This is a genomic window from Streptomyces sp. NPDC044064 (assembly GCF_056434245.1).
Genome location: NZ_JBWKFN010000028.1, coordinates 48,068 through 66,618, shown reverse-complemented (window position 1 = coordinate 66,618; position 18,551 = coordinate 48,068). Strand labels below are relative to the sequence as shown.

18 protein-coding genes are annotated in these 18,551 nt (G+C 71.3%); all 18 read right to left on the bottom strand.

The annotated features are described in order from the left end of the window. Window positions 1-170: 170 nt before the first annotated feature. The 18 genes from AC07DS_RS35140 to AC07DS_RS35055 all read right to left on the bottom strand — a co-directional run bounded on the left by AC07DS_RS35140 (window position 171) and on the right by AC07DS_RS35055 (window position 18,446). On the bottom strand, window positions 171-740 hold the full coding sequence (locus AC07DS_RS35140) for a TIGR04222 domain-containing membrane protein (RefSeq protein WP_479152001.1): 570 nt from the start codon (window positions 738-740) through the stop codon (window positions 171-173). Between the two features lie 181 nt (window positions 741-921). Next, window positions 922-1,155: a hypothetical protein gene (locus tag AC07DS_RS35135; RefSeq protein ID WP_053657434.1), complete on the bottom strand. Its 234-nt coding sequence runs from the start codon at window positions 1,153-1,155 to the stop codon at window positions 922-924. Between the two features lie 406 nt (window positions 1,156-1,561). Continuing rightward, window positions 1,562-3,019 (bottom strand): catalase, encoded by a 1,458-nt coding sequence (locus AC07DS_RS35130; protein ID WP_479151997.1) that lies wholly within the window; start codon window positions 3,017-3,019, stop codon window positions 1,562-1,564. A 207-nt stretch (window positions 3,020-3,226) separates the two neighbouring features. Then, window positions 3,227-4,144, bottom strand: a complete 918-nt coding sequence (locus AC07DS_RS35125; protein WP_479151995.1) for a 2-hydroxy-3-oxopropionate reductase — start codon at window positions 4,142-4,144, stop codon at window positions 3,227-3,229. A gap of 41 nt (window positions 4,145-4,185) precedes the next feature. Continuing rightward, window positions 4,186-5,043 (bottom strand): TIM barrel protein, encoded by an 858-nt coding sequence (locus tag AC07DS_RS35120; protein WP_479151993.1) that lies wholly within the window; start codon window positions 5,041-5,043, stop codon window positions 4,186-4,188. Window positions 5,044-5,195: 152 nt separating this feature from the next. Then, window positions 5,196-5,948 (bottom strand): hypothetical protein, encoded by a 753-nt coding sequence (locus AC07DS_RS35115; protein WP_479151989.1) that lies wholly within the window; start codon window positions 5,946-5,948, stop codon window positions 5,196-5,198. Window positions 5,949-5,994: 46 nt separating this feature from the next. Then, a complete protein-coding gene (locus AC07DS_RS35110; RefSeq protein WP_479151987.1) occupies window positions 5,995-6,468 on the bottom strand; it encodes a hypothetical protein in 474 nt (157 codons plus the stop codon). Continuing rightward, window positions 6,465-7,754, bottom strand: coding sequence for an MCE family protein (locus AC07DS_RS35105; RefSeq protein WP_479151985.1), 1,290 nt, complete (start codon window positions 7,752-7,754; stop codon window positions 6,465-6,467). Before AC07DS_RS35105 ends, AC07DS_RS35110 begins: the two co-directional genes overlap by 4 nt. Further along, window positions 7,751-9,019, bottom strand: a complete 1,269-nt coding sequence (locus AC07DS_RS35100; protein ID WP_479151983.1) for an MCE family protein — start codon at window positions 9,017-9,019, stop codon at window positions 7,751-7,753. Before AC07DS_RS35100 ends, AC07DS_RS35105 begins: the two co-directional genes overlap by 4 nt. Continuing rightward, window positions 9,016-10,134: an MCE family protein gene (locus AC07DS_RS35095; protein WP_479151981.1), complete on the bottom strand. Its 1,119-nt coding sequence runs from the start codon at window positions 10,132-10,134 to the stop codon at window positions 9,016-9,018. Before AC07DS_RS35095 ends, AC07DS_RS35100 begins: the two co-directional genes overlap by 4 nt. Beyond that, on the bottom strand, window positions 10,131-11,156 hold the full coding sequence (locus AC07DS_RS35090; RefSeq protein WP_479152131.1) for an MCE family protein: 1,026 nt from the start codon (window positions 11,154-11,156) through the stop codon (window positions 10,131-10,133). Before AC07DS_RS35090 ends, AC07DS_RS35095 begins: the two co-directional genes overlap by 4 nt. A 227-nt stretch (window positions 11,157-11,383) precedes the next feature. Beyond that, the gene (locus AC07DS_RS35085; RefSeq protein WP_479151979.1) at window positions 11,384-12,424 is read right to left on the bottom strand and encodes an MCE family protein; all 1,041 of its coding nucleotides are present in this window, start codon (window positions 12,422-12,424) and stop codon (window positions 11,384-11,386) included. Next, window positions 12,421-13,668 carry an MCE family protein gene (locus AC07DS_RS35080; protein ID WP_479151978.1) on the bottom strand — a complete coding sequence of 416 codons (1,248 nt, stop codon included), beginning with the start codon at window positions 13,666-13,668 and terminating at the stop codon, window positions 12,421-12,423. Before AC07DS_RS35080 ends, AC07DS_RS35085 begins: the two co-directional genes overlap by 4 nt. A 5-nt stretch (window positions 13,669-13,673) precedes the next feature. Continuing rightward, window positions 13,674-14,498, bottom strand: coding sequence for an MlaE family ABC transporter permease (locus AC07DS_RS35075; RefSeq protein ID WP_479151977.1), 825 nt, complete (start codon window positions 14,496-14,498; stop codon window positions 13,674-13,676). A gap of 3 nt (window positions 14,499-14,501) precedes the next feature. Beyond that, window positions 14,502-15,272 (bottom strand): MlaE family ABC transporter permease, encoded by a 771-nt coding sequence (locus AC07DS_RS35070; RefSeq protein ID WP_479151975.1) that lies wholly within the window; start codon window positions 15,270-15,272, stop codon window positions 14,502-14,504. Further along, window positions 15,269-16,198, bottom strand: coding sequence for an ABC transporter ATP-binding protein (locus tag AC07DS_RS35065; protein WP_479151973.1), 930 nt, complete (start codon window positions 16,196-16,198; stop codon window positions 15,269-15,271). The genes AC07DS_RS35070 and AC07DS_RS35065 overlap by 4 nt, the downstream gene beginning before the upstream one ends. Before the next feature lie 133 nt (window positions 16,199-16,331). Then, window positions 16,332-17,324, bottom strand: coding sequence for an RNA polymerase sigma factor (locus tag AC07DS_RS35060; RefSeq protein ID WP_479151971.1), 993 nt, complete (start codon window positions 17,322-17,324; stop codon window positions 16,332-16,334). A gap of 114 nt (window positions 17,325-17,438) precedes the next feature. Further along, a complete protein-coding gene (locus AC07DS_RS35055) occupies window positions 17,439-18,446 on the bottom strand; it encodes a lytic transglycosylase domain-containing protein (RefSeq protein WP_479151969.1) in 1,008 nt (335 codons plus the stop codon). Window positions 18,447-18,551: the final 105 nt, after the last annotated feature.

Genomic DNA, 18,551 nt, shown 5'->3' with positions numbered 1-18,551 from the left:
CCTCCCCCCCACTCCCCCCCACCCACCCCCCCACCCCCCCCCTCCCCCTCCCCCACCCCCCCCCCCCCCCCCCCCCCCCGCCGCCCCCCCCCCCCCCCCCCCCCCCCCCCCCCCCCCCGAGGCATGTGCGGGTGCCCGGATCTGCGGCCGCCGGGTGAACGGATCTGAGATCACACCGCCCCGCAGCTGAAGCCCCCACCGCCCGAGCTGCCCCAGGACTGGGGCAGCTCGCGTTCCGTGGTGCCGCCGCGGCCCGTCAGGCCCGCGTCCCGGGTGAAGCGCGGGGCCAGCACGGTCAGCGCCCTGTCGCCGTGCAGGGCCACCAGCAGCAGCTTGTCCTCGGAGGATGGAGCCGAGCCGCGGACGGGCAGCGGATTGCGGGCGCGCAGGTTCCTCAGGACTCTGCGGCCGGCGCGGGTACGGCCCGGGAGGACGGCCCGCAGCAGGCCCGCCGCGACCAGTTCCGCGCGCAGTTCTCCGAGCGCCGCCCGCACCGGCCGCCGGTCCAGCAACTGCCGCATGCCGGCGGGGCGGTAGAGACCGGCGTGCACTGCCTTCGCGAGCGTCGTCGGGGCCCCTCCGGGCACCGGACCCGAGGCCCGCATCGTGCCGGCCCGCCCGGCCTTCACCGCACCCCGCAGATGCAGGTCCAGCACCGCCACCGTCACGGCGTCCCGGGCACCTCCCCGCAGCAGGGCGAGCTCCTGCGGGTCCGTCGGGATCCTCGTCGTACCAGCCATCACGCACCCCCGTCCGGGACCCGCCGCCCCCGTGCCGGCGGGCCCCGTCTGCCGGTGTTGTGCCCGCCGGTCCCGGGTGCCCAAGCCTCTCTCGCGGTGTTCAGAGGTTGATTTGAGGGTTGCGCAGGCCGGCTACGGCCGCTGTCGTACTCGTCTTCCCCGGACCCCGTACTCGTCTTTCCTAGACCTCGTGCTCGGACAGGCCCGGCCAGTCGTCGGGCCCGCCGCCCTGCCACTCGATGAGGTCGCTCTCCTCGACCTCGATGCGGTCCAGGTCGGCCAGCCGCAGGATCTCGACGACGTCGTCCAGGTGGGAGGCGAGCCCCAGGGTCACGTCCCCCTCGGTGACCCGTCGGGAGCCGTCGAGGGCCGGAGCGTGGACCACGATGTGCGGGTACTGCGTCGGATTGCCCATGGGATCAGCGTCCTGCGGAAGCGGCAGGAGCGCACCCCCGGAGCCCCGGACAGCACGGAAGCGCCCCCTGTGCCAGGGGGCGCTTCCGATGCCGTGTGATGGCCGTCCGACGGCGCGAGGCTGGGCGCGACAGGACATTCGCGCCGCCGGACGGGGACGGGGACCTCGCACCGAGGTCGTGGGAGGTCGTGGCTGGGGACCGCGGCGGATGCGACGGAGCCGGAGCCCCTTCCCTCTGGTCGAGAAGGGTGCTCGGATCCTTCACCACCGCACTGGCTCGCACACCGCCGCGGTCCTCGCCCTGCCCGCCGTACCGAGTGGTCACCCCTCATCCGGACCGCTCGGTTGCGGGTCGTCCGCGTCCGGGCCCGACCTCCCCGTCGGAACCCGGACGCTGTCAGTGGCCTCAGTCCTCGCGCAGGGCGCGGACCGCCTCCTCGACGCGCTTGCCGTACTCGGGGTCGGCGGCGTGGAAGTGGGCCAGGTTCTTCTCGATCACGTCGTCGCGGGAAACCTGCGAGAGGCCGCCGGCGATGTTCGCGACCAGACGCTGCTTCTCCTCCGCGGACATCAGGCGATACAGCTCGCCCGCCTGGTAGAAGTCGTCGTCCTTGGTGTGCAGCGGGGCCTCGTGGGTGCCGGTGTGGCCGGAGACCGCCAGCGGGGCCGACAGTGGGCGGCCGGTCTCCACCGGGCCGTCGTACGAGTTCGGCTCGTAGTTCTTGGCGTGGCGGCCCTGGGCGTTGGACGCCATGAAGCCGTCGCGGCCGTAGTTCTGCGCGGTCGTCGCCTTCGGGGCGTTGACGGCGAGCAGGGTGTGGTTGACGCCCAGGCGGTAGCGGTGCGCGTCCGCGTAGGCGAACAGCCGGCCCTGGAGCATCTTGTCGGGGGAGGGGCCGATGCCCGGAACGAAGTTGTTCGGGGAGAACGCGGCCTGCTCGACCTCGGCGAACACGTTGTCCGGGTTGCGGTCCAGCACCAGCCGGCCGACCCGCTGCAGCGGGTAGTCCCGGTGCGGCCACACCTTGGTCAGGTCGAACGGGTTGAAGCGGTACTCGGCCGCCTCGGCCGCCGGCATGATCTGGACGTACAGGGTCCAGGACGGGTGCACCCCGCGCTCGATGGCCTGGAGCAGGTCTGTCTGGTGCGAGTTGGGGTCCTTGCCGGCCTGCTCGGCGCCCTGCTCGGCGGAGAGGCAGCGGATGCCCTGGTTCGTCTTGAAGTGGTACTTGACGAAGAAGGCCTCACCCTCGGCGTTCGTCCACTGGTAGGTGTGCGAGCCGTAGCCGTTCATGTGGCGGTACGACGCCGGGATGCCGCGGTCGCCCATCAGCCAGGTCACCTGGTGCGTGGCCTCGGGGGCGTGCGCCCAGAAGTCCCAGACGTTGTCCGGCTCCTGCCGGCCGGTGAACGGGTCCCGCTTCTGCGAGTGGATGAAGTCGGGGAACTTGATCGGGTCCTTGATGAAGAACACCGGGGTGTTGTTGCCGACGAGGTCGTAGTTGCCCTCCTCGGTGTAGAACTTCACCGCGAAACCGCGCGGGTCACGGACCGCGTCCGCGCCGCCGAGGGAGTCGGCGACCGTCGAGAAGCGCAGGAACACCTCGGTGCGCTTGCCGATCGCGCTCAGGAAGTCGGCGTGGGTGAAGCCGGTGACGTCGTCCGTCACCTCGAAGTGGCCGTACGCGCCGGAGCCACGGGCGTGCACCACACGCTCCGGGATGCGCTCGCGGTTGAAGCGCGCCAGCTTCTCCAGGAGGTGCTGGTCCTGGAGCAGCAGCGGGCCGCCGACGCCGGCGGAGGCTGAGTTCTGGTTGTCGGCGACCGGGGCGCCGGACTCTGTCGTGAGCACGCGCTTCGACATCGTGGACCTTCCGTGCGAGAGGGCAGCGGGAATCTTCGGAACCTTCGGAAAAAGACTTCCGCTTTGTGGAGCTTCCGCTGGCGTGAGCCTAGATTCGGGTGGACGAGACGTCAACAGTTTGTTGAAGCAGATTCCGGGCCGCGGCGCCGCCTGGGCGCGACAGGACAGGTGTCAGCGGCGCCGCGGCCCGGAAGTCTCGGGGGGTCGTCAGACCTGGGCGCCGGACAGGCGCTCCACGGCCCGCAGCAGGGCCGAGTGGTCCAGGCCGCCGTCGCCCTGGGCGCGCAGCGAGGCGACCAGCTGGGCGACCACGGCACCGACCGGAAGGGCGGCGCCGACGTTGCGGGCGGCGTCGGTGACGATGCCCATGTCCTTGTGGTGCAGGTCGATGCGGAAGCCGGGCCTGAAGTCGCGGCTCAGGAAGTTGTCCTTCTTGCGCGTCAGCACGGTCGAGCCCGCGAGGCCGCCGTTGAGGACGTCCAGCGCGGCCTGCAGGTCCACGCCAGACTTCTCCAGGAAGACCACGGCCTCGGCGCAGGCCTGGATGTTCACGGCCACGATCAGCTGGTTGGCGGCCTTCACGGTCTGGCCGGAGCCGTGCGGGCCGCACAGCACGATGGTCCTGCCCAGCGCGTCGAAGATCGGCTTGGCCTGGTCGAAGTCGGCCTGCTCGCCGCCGACCATGATCGACAGCACGGCCTCCACCGCACCGGCCTCACCGCCGGAGACGGGGGCGTCGAGGACCCGGATGCCCTTCTCCCCGGCGTTCTTCGCGAGGTCCACCGAGGTCTGCGGGGTGATCGAGGACATGTCGATCAGCAGGGCGCCGGGCCTGGCGTTCTCCAGGATGCCGTCGGGCCCGTAGGAGATCGCCTCGACCTGCGGGGAGGCGGGCACCATCGTGATCACCACGTCGGCGTCGCGCACGGCCTCGGCGATCGAGCCGGCCACGGTGCCGCCGGCGGCGGCCAGGCGGTCCAGCTTGTCCTGCTCCAGGGTGAAGCCGGTGACGTCGTAACCCGCCTTGATCAGGTTCTCGGACATGGGGGAGCCCATGATGCCGAGGCCGATCCATGCGATCGCCGGGCGGGTCGGGCGGGAAGAATCTGCAAGGGCGTTGCTCATGTCGGGGGTGCCTCTCTCAACTGCTCTGCAAAGTCAGGGGGTCAGCGCGCCGCGCGCGCTTCGCGCGGCAGCCACTCGAAGGATTCGGCGCTCGGGCGGTCGCCGGCCTTGTACTCCAGGCCGACCCAGCCGTCGTAACCGGCCTTCCCCAGCCGGCCGAGCAGCTCCTCCAGCGGGAGCGAACCCGTCCCGGGGGCGCCGCGGCCCGGGTTGTCGGCGATCTGGACGTGGCCGGTCTTCGACGTATACCGCTCGATGACCGAGGGCAGGTCCTCGCCGTTCATGGACAGGTGGTAGAGGTCCATCAGGAACTTCGCGTTCCCGAGGCCCGTCGCCGCGTTGACCTTGTCCACGATCTCGATCGCCTTCGGCGCGCTCACGATCGGGCACTTCGGCGACTCGGGCTGGTTCAGCGCCTCGATCAGGATGATCGCGCCGACCCGGTCGGCCGCACGGGCCGCGAGGGTGAGGTTCTCCAGGGCGAGCGCGTCCTGCTCGGCCGGATCCACGCCCTCGACCCGGTTGCCGTACAGCGCGTTGAGCGCCCTGCAGCCGAGGGAGGCCGCGAAGTCCGCGGCCACGTCGATGTTGGCGCGGAACTTCTCCGACTCCGCACCGGGGATCGACAGGGCGCCGCGGTCCGGGCCCGGCAGCTGTCCGGCGTAGAAGTTCAGCCCCGTGAGCTGGACGCCCGCGTCCTCGATCGCCTTCTTCAGGGCGTCGAGCTCGGACTGCTCGGGGGTGGGGGAGTCGACCCAGGGCCACCACAGCTCGACCGCCGTGAAGCCCGCCGCGGCGGCGGCCGCGGGGCGCTCCAGCAGCGGGAGTTCCGTGAAGAGGATCGACAGGTTGACGTTGAAGCGCTGGTCTGCGGCTGCGTTCGATCCAAGAACCGGCATTCGGGCCGCGCTCCCTTCCGTGTCAAGATTCCGTATTGCGGAAGTTCGTTTCTGCTTAATGGAAGATTGCCTGCGGACGGGGGCGACTGTCAAGGGCGGCCACGAAAAAGTGCCCCCGCGCGGGCTGCGCGGGGGCACTTTCTACGGCCTGGTCAGAGGGCGTCGACGGCACTCACCTTCCAGCCGTCGGAGGTACGGGCGAGCGTCATCCGCACCCGGTTGAGATCCAGGCGGGAACCCGACACCTGGGTGCTCTGCGTGACCTGGTCGACGAAGAGCAGGACGACCGCCCTGCCCGGTGCGGCGGACACGACGGAGACCGCGGGCGCGCCGCCGTCCGTGGGTGCCGCCACCACCGCCTTCACCACGCCGTGGTACTTCTTCGCGGTCGGCCCGACCACCGTCCTCGTGGTCTTGCCGTACTGGTCGCGGAACGCACCCGTCAGCAGGGCGCGGGCCCGGGCGAAGTCACGGTCCAGGTGGCGGTAGTCGTACGACAGCACGACCGGCGCGGCCTTCCGGGCGGCGGCGAGGGCCTCGGTGCGCGCCCGTGCGGTCTGCTCTCCCTGCCGGTACTGCCACCCCAGTACGGCGGCCATGGCAAGGGCTGCCGCGAGCGCGAGGCAGAGTGCCGCGGTGAGCGGCCTCCCGAGGCCGGGCGGGCGCGTGGGCGCGCTCTCCTGCTCATCGGTCTCCTGCTCGTCGGTCTCCGGCTCGGGCGGGTCGTCCCAGCCGCCCGGGGGCTCGATGGACACGGTGCGTCCCGAGGGCCGTCCCTCGGCCTGCGGGGCGGTCTCGCCGTGCTCCGGTCGCCTGGCGCGCTTGGCCGCCGCGCGAGCGGCCGCGGTCATGGTGCGGCGGGCCGGGGAGCCGGAGCCGCGGGTTCGGGAGGTCGTATGCGCCACGGTCTTTCTCCTCATCGGTGGGGCAATTGGCGGGGCATCCGGTGGGTCAGCCCACGAACTCGACGTCGGAGGTCAGCCAGCGGCCGTCCACGCGCACCAGGTCGAGCTGGAGCCGGTAGGTCCGCGCCTGTCCCTCGGGCGCGGCGGTGTTGGTCACCTTGCTGTCGGCCACCACCAGGACCCGGGCCGAGCGCTCGTCGGACCGCACGATGCCCGCCTCCAGGACCTGCCCCTCGGACACCGACTTGTTCTGCGCGACCAGCCGGGTCAGCTGCGCCGTCTGCGCGGTGAACTGCTTCTTGAAGTCGCCGGTGGCGCCCTTCAGCACGTTGCCGCTGTCCCGGCCGTAGTGCCGGTAGTCGAGCGAGGTGAAGTTCAGCGCCGACTGGCGGGCCGCCGCCAGGACGTCCTGGCGGCGCTGCTCCGCCGCATGCTGGCCGGACAGCCGCAGCCCCAGCCAGACGGACAGCGCGGCCGCCAGAACGGCCGTGGCGACGAGCCCCACCCACAGCGGCCTCATGCGCCCCCCTCTCCTGCCATCGGTCCCACGAGCAGCCATTGCCACGAGTCCTTTCCGAACACGTTCTGTTCGCCGCCCGTCGAACCGATCTCGACGGGCGTTCCGTCCGGGCCGGCGGTCGTGCCGGTCTCCGGGTCGTACGGGGCCACGTACGCGGCCTGGTTCGCACTGCCCGAACCTGCCGAGGCGCCGGGGGCGTTCTGCGCGCCGCGCACCGAGGTGCTGCCGCCACGGGGTGCCGTGCAGTGCGCGCCGGTGTTCGCCGGGCGCGTGCCGGTGTCGGCGGGGTCGCGGCGCTGCGTGCCGTAGCCCCGGGTGCACGGCGGCGGGTCGTCGGCGTTGAGGACCAGCCCGAAGTGGGTGGTGCCGTCGCCGGGGACGACGGTGTAGCTGCCTGCGACGTTGAGCGGGAAGGTGACCAGGGCCTGTTCCACGCCGGGCAGCCGGGCCATGGTGATCTGACCGCCGCTGATGAGGTTGGCCAGCAGGACCGGCAGGTGCGGCTGCGTGGACTTCAGCAGGGAGTCGATCTCCTGCGCGGCGGGAGCCGTGTTGCCGATCAGCCGGCGCAGGTCCCCGTCGCTCGACTTCAACTGCTCGGTGAGCGTGGCAAGATCACGGGAGAACGACTTGATCGCCGAGCCCTGGTCGGCCTGCGTCCTGAGCACCTTCCGCGAGTCCTCGATCAGCGAGATCGTCTCCGGGAGCGACTCGGACGCCGACTCGACCAGCTCGTTGCCGGAGTCCACCAGGCGGCTCAGGTCCGGTCCGGTGCCGGCGAACGCCTTGCCCAACTCGTCCACGGTGGTGCGCAGATCGTCCTTGCCCACGGAGTTGACCAGCCGGTCGAGGCTGAGCACGAGGTCGGTGACCGGCAGCGGGGTCCGGGTGCGGCCACGCGGGATCGGGCTGCCGTCCATCAGGAACGGGCCGCCCGAGCGCCGTGGTTGCAGGTCGACGTACTGCTCACCCACGGCCGAACGGTTGCCGACCACCGCCAGCGTGTCGGCCGGGATCCGCGGCGCGCCGTCCTCGATCTTCAGGGACACCGAGACCCCGGAACCGGTCAGCCTCAGGTCGCCCACCCGGCCCACCGGCACCCCGCGGTAGGTGACCTCGGAGCCGGGGAAGACACCTCCGGACTCGGCGAAGTCCGCGTGCACGGTGTAGCCGCGGTCGAGGACGTCGTCCACCAGGCCGGTGTACTCGGCGCCGACGTACGACACCCCGATGGCGGTGACGGTCGCGAAGGCGAGCAGCTGGGCCCTGACCGTACGTGTGATCACGGCAGTATCCCCTTCAGCATGAGCTCGGCCAGGCCGAGGTCGATCCCCTGCGGGAGACGGTGCGAGCCCTCCCCGGTGCCGTAGGACGCGGTGCAGACCGGCGGGCACAGCAGGGTGCCGCCGTCCGTGGGCGTCGAGGGCACGGCGGGTGGGGACGGGGTGTCCGGCAGGGGCGGGGCGGACGGGAGCGGGGTCGGTGCGGGGACGCTGGGCAGAGTCGGCAGGTCCGGGGTGCCGGAGCCGCCGCCCTTCCCGCCCGGCTGGTCGGTGACGTTGCCGTAGGCGCCCGCCAGGTCCAGGTCAGCGGTGATCTTCAGGTTGACGTAGTCGCCCTTGACAGCGTCGACCACGTTGCGCGGGAACGGGTAAGTGGTCAGCAGTTCCAGGGAGTTGGGCAGGTCGTCGCCCGCCTTGTTCAGCTCCTGCAGGATGGGCCCCAGTGCCTTGAGGTCGGCGACGGTGTCGTCGTGCGAGGCGTTCACGACCCTGGTGCCGGTCCTGCCGAGCCTGGACAGGCCGGTCAGCATCCTCGTCAGGCCGCGGCGCTGGTCGGCGAGGACTTTCAGGGCAGGCGGCAGGGTGTCGACCGCCTCGGCGATGGTCTTCTTCTCCTTCGTCAGCCGCCTGGCCAGCCGGTCGACGCCCTTGAGCGCGCGGACGATGTCCGCCCGCTGGTCGTCGAGGCCGCCGAGGAACGTGTCGAGCTCCTTGAGCAGGGCCCTGACCCGGTCCTCGCGGCCGTCCAGGGCCTTGTTCAGCTCGACGGTGATCGTCTTGAGCTGGGCCACCCCGCCGCCGTTGAGCAGCGCGGACAGGGCGGACAGCACCTCCTCCACGTCCGGGTTGCGGCCGCTGCGGGACAGCGGGATGCGGTCGCCGTCGCGGAGCCGGCCGACCGGCGCGGTGCCGGCCGGGGCGGACAGCGCCACGTACTTCTCGCCGAGCATGCTGGTCTGCCGCAGCTCTGCGACCGCGTTGCCGGGAAGCCTCACCGAGTCGGCGATCCGCAGTCGCACGCGCGCGTGCCAGCCGTCCAGTTCCACCCTCTCGACGGCGCCGACGGTGACGTCGTCGACCTTGACCGCCGACTGCGGCACCAGATCCATGACGTCCCGGAACTCGGCCGTGACGTGGTACGCGCGGCCGTCCGCGGCGGCACCTCCGGGCAGCGGGACGTCGTACCAGCCGTTGAACTCGCAGCCCGTCAGCAGCAGCGAGCCGACCGCCGTCCAGGCGGCCACCCGACCCAAGCGCTGCACACTCATGTCCGTGCCCCCAGGATTCCGCCGAGGGTCCGGTCGACCGAGCCCGTCGCCGCCGAGGCCTTCGGGACCTCGGGCAGGGAGTCGAAGAGCTTCTTCAGCTCCGCACAGTCGGGGTTCTTGCCGCCCTCGTCCCCGGTCGTCCTCAGCAGCGAGCACAGCAGGGACGCCGGGTCCTGCGGTGTCTGCGCGTTGTTGCGGGTGTCGAGGGTGCCGGCGGCGGGGTTGTAGGCGTTCTGCAGGTTCGACAGGCCCGTGGGGGCGACGTCCAACAGCTCCTCCAGTGCGGCCCGTTGGGTGACGAGGACTTTGGTGACCTTGCTGAGGCCCCGCACGTCCGAGGTCAGCGCCTTCTTGTTGTTCTTCACGAAGTCGGACACGTCGCCGAGCGCCGCGCCGAGGTTCTTCAGTGCCGCCGCGAGGTCCTCGCGCTCGCCGGCAAGCTGCGCGGCCACCTCGGCGAGGCTGGTGTCGAACGACCGCACGTTCTTGTCGTCCGCCGCCAGCGCGGCCGTGAACACCTGGAGGTTCCGCACGGTGCCGAACAGGTCGCCGCGTCCGTCGGACAGCGTGGTGACCGCCTGTGAGAGGTCCTCGACGGTCTGGTTGAGGTCCTGACCCTGGCCTTTAAGGTTGTCCGCGCTCACCCCGAGCAGCCGCGACAGCGAGCCGTCCTTGTTCGCGCCCTTCGGGCCGAGCGCCTCGGCCGTGGTGTGCAGGCTGTCGAAGATCCGGTCCAGCTCGACGGGGACGGCCGTACGGGACTCGGGGATGACGGCGCCGTCCCGCAGCACCGCACCCCTCCGGTACACCGGCAGCAGCTGCACATAACGGTCGCTGACCACCGAGGAGTTGACGATGGCGGCCTGCGCGTCCGCCGGAACCCTGCGACCCTGGTCGTACTCCAGTTCCACCCGCACCCGGCCGCCCTCCGGTGTGATCCTCTTGACCTCGCCGATGCGGACGCCGAGGACGCGGACGTCGGAGCCGGGGTAGATGCCGACGGTGCGCGGAAAGTACGCCGTGACGCGGACGGGGTCGGGGTGCGGCCACAGGAACACGGCGAGTGCGACGGCGACCGCGAGTGCGGTGAACAGCGCCAGGAGTCTGCGGGTCATCGGGTGCCTCCCGTCCGTGGCGTCACCGGGGCGGCGACCAGGTTCTGGACGTACGAGTCGAACCAGCGGCCGTTGCCCAGGGTGTTGGTGAAGAGCCGCACGTAGGGCGCGAGCAGCCGGACGCTCCGGTCGAGGCTCGCCTGGTTGCGTTCGAGCATCTTCACGAAGGTGTTGAGGTTCTTGAGGGCCGGCCCGATCTCCTTCCGGTTGTCCTCCACCAGGCCGGAGAGTTCGATGCCCAGCAGGGCGGAGCTCTTGAGCAGCCGGTGGATCGCCGTGCGCCGCTTGCCGACCTCCTTGAACAGCTCGTTGCCGTCCGTCACCAGTGCGGAGAAGTCCTTCGTGCGCCCGGCCAGCACCTTGGTGACTCCGTTCGCGTGGTCCAGGAGGTCACGCAGCGCCTTGTCACGGGAGGTGATCGTCCTGGAGATCCTCGACAGGCCCTTGATCGACGCGCGCACCTCCTCGGGCGAGTCCTGGAAGGTGACGGAGATCGTGTCCAGCGCCTTCGCGAGCCGGTCCGTGTCGACCTCCTCCGTGGTCGTCGTCAGGTCACTGAACGCCTGCACGACGTCGTACGCCGACACCGTCCGATTCAGCGGGATCTCACTGCCCGGTTTCAACCGGCCGAGCCCCTTCGGGTACAGGGCCAGGTACTTCGCGCCGAGGATCGTCCTGACCCGGATCGACGCGCCGGTGTCGGTGCCGAACGCCGGCTCCCCCTTGACCTTGAAGGTCACCTTGACGTGGTCGCCGTCCAGGTCGACGCCCTCGACCTTGCCGACCTTGACCCCGGCGATCCGCACCTCGTCGCCCGGCTTGAGCCCGCCCGCCTCCGAGAAGGCCGCGCTGTACGTCTCGCCGCCACCGATCAGCGGCAGGTTGTCGGCGTTGAACGCGGCGACGGCCAGCAGCGCGAGGACGGTGAGACCGACGGCGCCCACGACGACGGGTCTGCGGTCGTGGAACGGCTTCGGACGGCGGCGCTTCAGCCGGATCCGCGGCAGCTTCGGCGGCAGGATGCGGACCTTCACGAGGGGCTCGGGTCGGCGGGGCCTGCGCCTGGGCAGCTTCGGCAGCCTCGGGAGCTTCGGCGGCAGGATGCGGACCTTCACCAGGGGCTCGGGTCGGCGGGACCTGCGCTTGGGCAGCTTCGGCAGCTTCGGCAGCTTCGGCAGCCTCGGCGGCAGGATCCGTACCTTGATCAGGGGCTCGGGTCGGCGGCGACGGCGCCGCACGATGCGCGGGCTCATCCGCCGCACCTCGCCCGTGCCACGTGCAGTTCCGGAGTCAGCACCTGCTTCGTCCTCGGCAGCACGATCCTGCCGTCGAAGTCGCAGAGGTAGAAGTTGAACCACGAGCCGTAGGACGCCGCCCCGGTCAGTTCGTCGAGTTTGTTCGGCAGCCGCTTCAGCACGCCCTCCACGGTCTTCTCGTTGTCGTTCAGCGTTCCGGTCAGGTCGTTCAGACCGGCGATGTCGTCCTTCAGCGGCGGGCGCGCGTCCGTCAGCAGCCCGGCGGTGGCGTCGGCGAGGGCACCGATGTTCGTCAGGGAGTCCCCGATGGGCTTGCGGTCGGCGGACAGCCCGGAGATCACCCGCCGCAGCTGCTTGAGCAGCCCCGAGAAGCGGGCGCCGCGCTTGTCGAGCGTCCCCAGTACGGTGTTGAGGTTGTCGATCACCGAGCCGATCAGTTCGTCGCGGTCGGCGAGGGTCGTCGTGAGGGAGGCCGTGTGTGCGAGGAGGCTGTTCACCGTGCCGCCCTCGCCCTGCAGCGTCCTGATGATCTCGGTGGCGAGCTGATTGACGTCGCTCGGGCTGAGCGCGGCGAACAGCGGCTTGAAGCCGTTCAGCAGCGCGTTGAGGTCCAGCGCGGGCTGGGTCCGGGACAGCGGGATGGTGCCGCCCGGCCGTAGCCGGGTCGTGCCGTCCCCCGTGCCCTCGGTCAGCGCGATGTACCGCTGCCCGACCAGATTCCGGTAGCGGACGACCGCGTGGCTGCTGGTCAGCAGCGCGCGGTCCGCGGTGACCGTGAAGGTGACCTCGGCCAGCGTCCGGTCCTTGACCCGGATGCTCTCGACCTCGCCGACGCGCACCCCGGCCACCCGGATGTCGTCGCCCTCCTCCAGCCCGGTCACGTCGGTGAATACCGCGTGGTAGATGTCCTTCGGGGCGAAGGAGACGTTGACGATGGTCGCGGCGAGCACGGCCGTCGCCGCGATGGTGACCAGCGCGAAGAGGCTGAACTTGATCAGTGGGGCGGCGGTCTGCCGGGCTCCTGAGGTCCTCATGCGACGCTCACCGCCGTCCCGCGGGCCAGCGGCCCGAACAGCAGGGTCGTGACGGGCGGCACCTCGTCGGCGGGTACGCCCATGACGGGGGCCACGAGCGAGCCGACGGCCCGCTGCTCGGCCTCGGTGGCGGACACGGTGGCACCTCCGGGAAGCGCGCCGCCCGGACTTCCGGCCGACGTACCGTCGTTGAGATGGGGTTTCGGTCCGGGCACCCGCGGATGGGGCAGTCCTCGGCAGTTCGGCCCGGACCGCTCGCCGTAGCGCGGTTCCTCGCCGGGCCGGTACGCGGCCTGCGGCCGGACGACCTCGAGGGTGATCCGCATCTCGCCGCCCCGGAACGCCTCCTCCGAGGCCTTCTCCTGCCGGACCAGGCCCTCGAACACACAGGGGTACTCGGGGGAGTAGCGGGCGAACAGCTCCAGCGTCGGGCGGGAGACCCGGCCCAGGGTGATCAGCCGGTCGCCGTTCTCGGACAGGAAGTCGTCGGCCGTGCCCGCCACGGAAGCGGTCGAGCGGAGCGCGGCGGCCAGCTGGTCCTTCTTCTCGACGATCGTCCGACTGGTGGTGAGCGTGTTGCGCAGGATCCGCATCAGATCGGGCGCGGCGTCGCCGTACACCTCGGCGACGTCGGCGAAGCGCGCGATGTCCTCCTGCAGGGACGGCAGGTGCGGGTTGAGGCGGTGCAGATAGCCCTCGACCCGGGTCAGGTTGTCGCCGATCCGGTCGCCGCGGCCCTCCAGCGCGGTGGCGAACGCCGAGAGCGTGGCGTCCAGTTCGCCCGGCCGGACGGTCCGCAGCAGCGGCAGCAGGTCGTTCATCAGCTGCTGTACCTCGATCCCCGCCTTCGTACGGTCCTGGGTGATGACGTCTCCGGCACGGATGGGCCGGGTGGCGAAGCGGGCGGGTGCCACCAGGTCGACGTACTTCTCGCCGAACAGCGTCTTGGGCAGCAGTCGCGCGTGCACGTCCGCCGGGATGAAGCGCACGTACTCCGGCTTGAGCGCGATGTCCAGCGTGGCCTTCGTGCCGTCCGCGTGTACCTCGCGCACCTCGCCGACCAGCAGCCCCCGCAGCTTGACGTCGGCCCGCGGATCGAGCTGGTTGCCGAGGCTGTCAGCCTCCAGGGTGATCCGCACGACGGGCGTGAACGCCTGCTGGTAGACGGCGACGGCGAGTGACAGCAGCAGTGCGAGCACGGCGATGAACGCGATGCCGTACAACCGGAGTCTCAGCACTCTCATCGGCCTCACCCCGCGATCCGTACGGTCGTGCTGGCGCCCCAGATCGCGAGGCTCAGGAAGAAGTCCAGGACGTTGATGGCGACGATCGACGTCCGCACCGCACGCCCCACCGCGACGCCGACCCCCGCCGGACCGCCGCTCGCGTAGTAGCCGTAGTAGCAGTGCACCAGGATGATCAGGACGGCGAAGACGATCACCTTGCCGAAGGACCACAGCACGTCGACGGGCGGCAGGTACTGGTGGAAGTAGTGGTCGTACGTGCCGGTGGACTGTCCGTAGTAGCCGGTGGTGATGGTGCGGGCGGCCAGGTACGACGACAGCAGCCCGATGACGTACAGCGGGATCACCGCGACGAAGCCGGCGATCATCCGTGTCGTCACCAGGAACGGCAGCGAGGGCACGCCCATCACCTCCAGCGCGTCGGTCTCCTCGCTGATCCGCATCGCGCCGAGCTGCGCGGTGAAGCCGGCACCGACGGTCGCGGACAGGGCGAGCCCGGCCACCAGCGGGGCGATCTCCCGGGTGTTGAAGTACGCCGACAGGAACGCGACGAAATTGGAGGTGCCGAGCTGGTTGAGGGCCGCGTAGCCCTGGAGGCCGACCTCGGTGCCGGTGAAGAAGGACAGGAACGCGATGACGCCGACCGTGCCGCCGACGACGGCCAGCGCACCGCGTCCGAAGCTGACCTCGGCCAGCAGCCGCAGGATCTCCTTCTTGTAGCGGCGCAGGGTGCGGCCCGTCCATGCCAACGAGCGTCCGTAGAAGGAGAGTTGGGTGCCCAGCTCTTCGAGGGAGCGCAGTGGGCGCCCGAGGAGTCTTGGTGGTCGCATCGGCTAACCCCTCTGCGGGACGACCTGGAAGTACACCGCGGTCATCACGAAGTTCGTCACGAACAGCAACATGAAGGTGATCACCACGGACTGGTTGACCGCGTCGCCCACGCCCTTAGGGCCGCCCTTCGCGGTCAGCCCCTTGTACGAGGCGACGATCGCCGCGATGGCTCCGAACACCAGTGCCTTGATCTCGGCAGCCCACAGGTCGGACAGCTGGGCGAGGGTCGTGAAGGACGCCAAGTACGCGCCGGGCGTGCCGTTCTGGAGGACGACGTTGAAGAAGTAGCCGCCCGCGACGCCGACCACCGACACCAGACCGTTCAGCAGCACGGCGACGACCATCGAGGCCAGGACGCGGGGCACGACGAGCCGGTGGATCGGATCGATGCCGAGCACCTGCATCGCGTCGATCTCGTCCCGGATCCTGCGCGCCCCGAGGTCCGCGCAGATCGCCGTTCCGCCCGCGCCCGCGATCAGCAGCGCGGTGACGATCGGAGACGCCTCGCGCAGTACGGCGAGTACCGAGGCGGCACCGGAGAAGGACTGTGCTCCCAACTGCCGGGTGAGGCTGCCGATCTGGAGCGCGATCACCGCTCCGAAGGGGATCGAGACGAGCGCGGTCGGCAGGATCGTGACGCTCGCGACGAACCAAGCCTGCTGGATGAACTCCCTTGCCTGAAAGGGACGTCGGGGGAGCGCCCGGACCACGTCCAGCGCCATCACGAACAGGTTGCCCGAGTGCCGTAGGGCGCCGGTCGGCGAGAGTCTCATGCGCCCGCCACCTCCTTGCCGCGCAGGTCGGCCTCCCGTTCGGCGATCGCCTGCCAGCGGGGCGGGCGGACGATGCCCGGACTCGGCAGCAGGCGGGGCGTGAGCACCTTGCCCCCGCCGCCCTCGTCGATCTGCGCCAGCTCCTGCTCGACCTGCGCCGCGTCCTTCTCCTCCGCCATGCCGATCGGCCCCTGCATCCGGCCGTTCAGGAACTGTCGTACGACGGGCTCGTCGCTGGTCAGCAGTTCCTCGCGGGGCCCGAACATCACCAGCTCACGGCGGAACAGCAGCCCGATGTTGTCCGGGACCTGGCGGGCCGAGGCGATGTCGTGCGTGACGATCAGAAAGGTCGCGTCGATCTGCGCGTTGAGGTCGACGATGAGCTGGTTGAGGTAGGCCACGCGCACCGGGTCGAGGCCCGAGTCCGGCTCGTCGAAGAGGATGATCTCCGGGTCCAGCACCAGGGCGCGGGCCAGTCCGGCCCGCTTGCGCATACCGCCGGAGATCTCGCCGGGCAGCTTCCCCTCCGCGCCGATCAGCCCGACCATGTCCATCTTCTCCAGCACGATCCGCCGGATCTCGCTCTCGGACTTACGGGTGTGCTCGCGCAGCGGGAAGGCGATGTTGTCGTACAGGTTCATCGAGCCGAACAGCGCGCCGTCCTGGAACAGCACGCCGAACAACTTCCGCACCTCGTAGAGGTCGCGCTCACGCAGCTCGGTGATGTCCCGGCCCGCGACCTTGACCGACCCGCGCTCCGGCCTGAGGAGCCCGACGAGCGTCTTGAGGAACACCGACTTGCCCGTCCCGGAGGGGCCGAGCATCACCGACACCTCGCCGGCGGGCAGCGTCAGCGAGACGTCCTGCCAGATGACCTGGTGGCCGAAGGACTTGGTCAGCCCTTCCACACAGATCTCGACACCCATCCGGTCCCACCCTTCGCCTGTGGAGCAGCTCCGACATCTGCTCTACGGGGAGGGGCGGGGCGTCCGTCGCGACGGAGGCAAGATTTTTTCCCGGACACGTTTCCGGGGGCTGCGGCCGCTTCGTTCGCGGGGGCTACGGCAGCTTGGAGGAGGGGGTGGGTACGGCGACCGGAACGGACGGCACGGCGGGAGCCCCCGTGACCGAGGGGAGCACCGGCACGGAGGGGAGCGCCGGCACCGACGGCACCGCCGACTCCACCGACAGGTCCGGAAGGGGAGGCGACGAGACCTCCGGGAGAGGCGGCACGGAGAGCGGTACGGCGGATCCCCCGGCCGGTGAGCGAGTCGCCCGCCGCCCCGGGGCCACCGTCGCCGAGGGCCTGGGCGACTTCGGAGCGCGCACCTGCGCGGTGCCGTCCGTCCGGAGCACGTGCGCGCCGCTGGACACACCCGGCCGTGGAGCCGGGGCCTGCGCGCCACTGCCTGCGTCGAGCGCGTACGGCAGCACGAACCCCGCCACCACCAGGGTCGCCGCCGTCGAGGTGACCGCCACGGCCTGAGCCTTTCCCGCCCCGCGCGGCCGCCCGCGCCCGAGCAGGAACAGCACGAGCCCGAGTGTCCCGGCCAGCGAGGCCCGCAGTGTCCGCCGGGCCCGGGCCAGCAGGGACTCCACCGTCCGGTAGCTGAGCCCCATCCGCACGGCGACCTGGCCCACGTCCAGATCCTCGGACTTCAGCCGCAGGGCCTCCGCCTGCCGGGCGGGCAGCTCTCCGCTGCGGACGGCCACCCACTTCGCCTCGGCGCGGTCGCACACCGCCTCCTCGACCGGCACCGGGCCCGGCGCGTGGAGCGTGGGGCTGCTGCGCACCTCGGCCTCCCGGTTGACCTGCCGGTGCCGGTCGACGCACAGCCGCATCGTCACCGTGGTCAGCCAGGCGCCGAGGCGCTCGTCGTCGAGGTCCGGGCGCTCCGCCGCGCGCAGCATCGCTTCGTGCACGGCGTCCTCGGCGTCCTCCAGGCTCATCGACCGGCGCCGGGCCACCTTGAGCAACTGCTCACGGTGGCTCCACATGCGCTGCCAACGCTCGTCGGCGGCTTGTGTGTCCGCAGCCATGTCCGTCGCCATGAGGGCCCCTTTGCGCTCATCCGCCGGTCCGTGCTTCCGGCGGGTGGCGACATTACCGCCGAGTATCGGCGGTTGTGGAGGGGCGGAGGTTCATCGTGTCCCAGCCGTTGCTGGTCAGCGGGCCATGTCGGACAGCACGCCGCCGCCGGGCAGGGTGAGGGTCGGTGCGGGGACGGGGATCAGCGGCCCCTCCGTCTCCTTCGGGACCTCGGCCGTCGGCGACGGGCTGGGAGAGGGCGAGGCGTGCGGGGCGGGCGGGGCGGACGGCGTGCGGGACGGGGCGCCCGTACCGGGTTCGCGGTCCGACGGCTTCGGCGCGGGCTTCGGGGTGCTCGGACGGGACGGCTCCCGCCGTTCCCGGGCCTCGGCCGACCGGTCCGGCACCACCCGGTGTCCGGTCAGGTAGTACGCGTACCAGGCCCTGACCGTGCGCAGATAGGCCTCCGACCGGTTGTAGCCGAGGATCGCCCGGTCCAGCTCGGCGGGGTCCGACAGGTCCCGGCCGCCGGCGCACAGATAGCGCCCGGCGGCGAGCGCCGCGTCGTAGACGTTGTCCGGGTCGGTGCGCCCGTCGCCGTTGCCGTCCGCCCCCCAGTGGGACCAGGTCGACGGGATGAACTGCATCGGGCCGACCGCGCGGTCGTACGCCGCGTCCCCGTCGTAGGCGCCACCGTCGGTGTCCCGGACGACGGCGAAGGCGCCGCCGGTCAGCCGGGGCCCGAGGATCGGCGCCACGGTCGTACCGTCCGGGGTCACCCGGCCGCCTCGCGCCTGCCCGGACTCCACCTGGCCGATCGCGGCCAGCAGCTGCCAGCGCAGCCGGCAGCCGGGCGCGGTGCGAGCCAGTTCCGACTCGGCGCGCCGGTACGCGGCGAACACGGTCGCGGGCAGGGCGCCGCCCGGCACCCCCGATGTCGAGCGGGGCTTCGGTGTACCGGTCCGGAGCGGCGGGAGATCGGTGCGGTACGGGGCGTCACCGGACACGCTCGGCCCGTGTTCCGTGGATGCCGGGTTCCGGGCGGGCTCCGGGGCCCGCGCCGACACCGCCGCCGGCGCCTGGGACGCGGTCAGCGCGGCCATGGCCGCCGCCGCGATCGCCGTACCCCTGGCACCTCTGAACACGCCTGTCCCGAATGTGCGCACCTCGTGGTCCCTCCCTGTACGGATTCCGTCTCCTGCTCTACGCGGGCGGGCGGTCCGTCCGTCGCGGGAAGGCCGCAGCAGGTC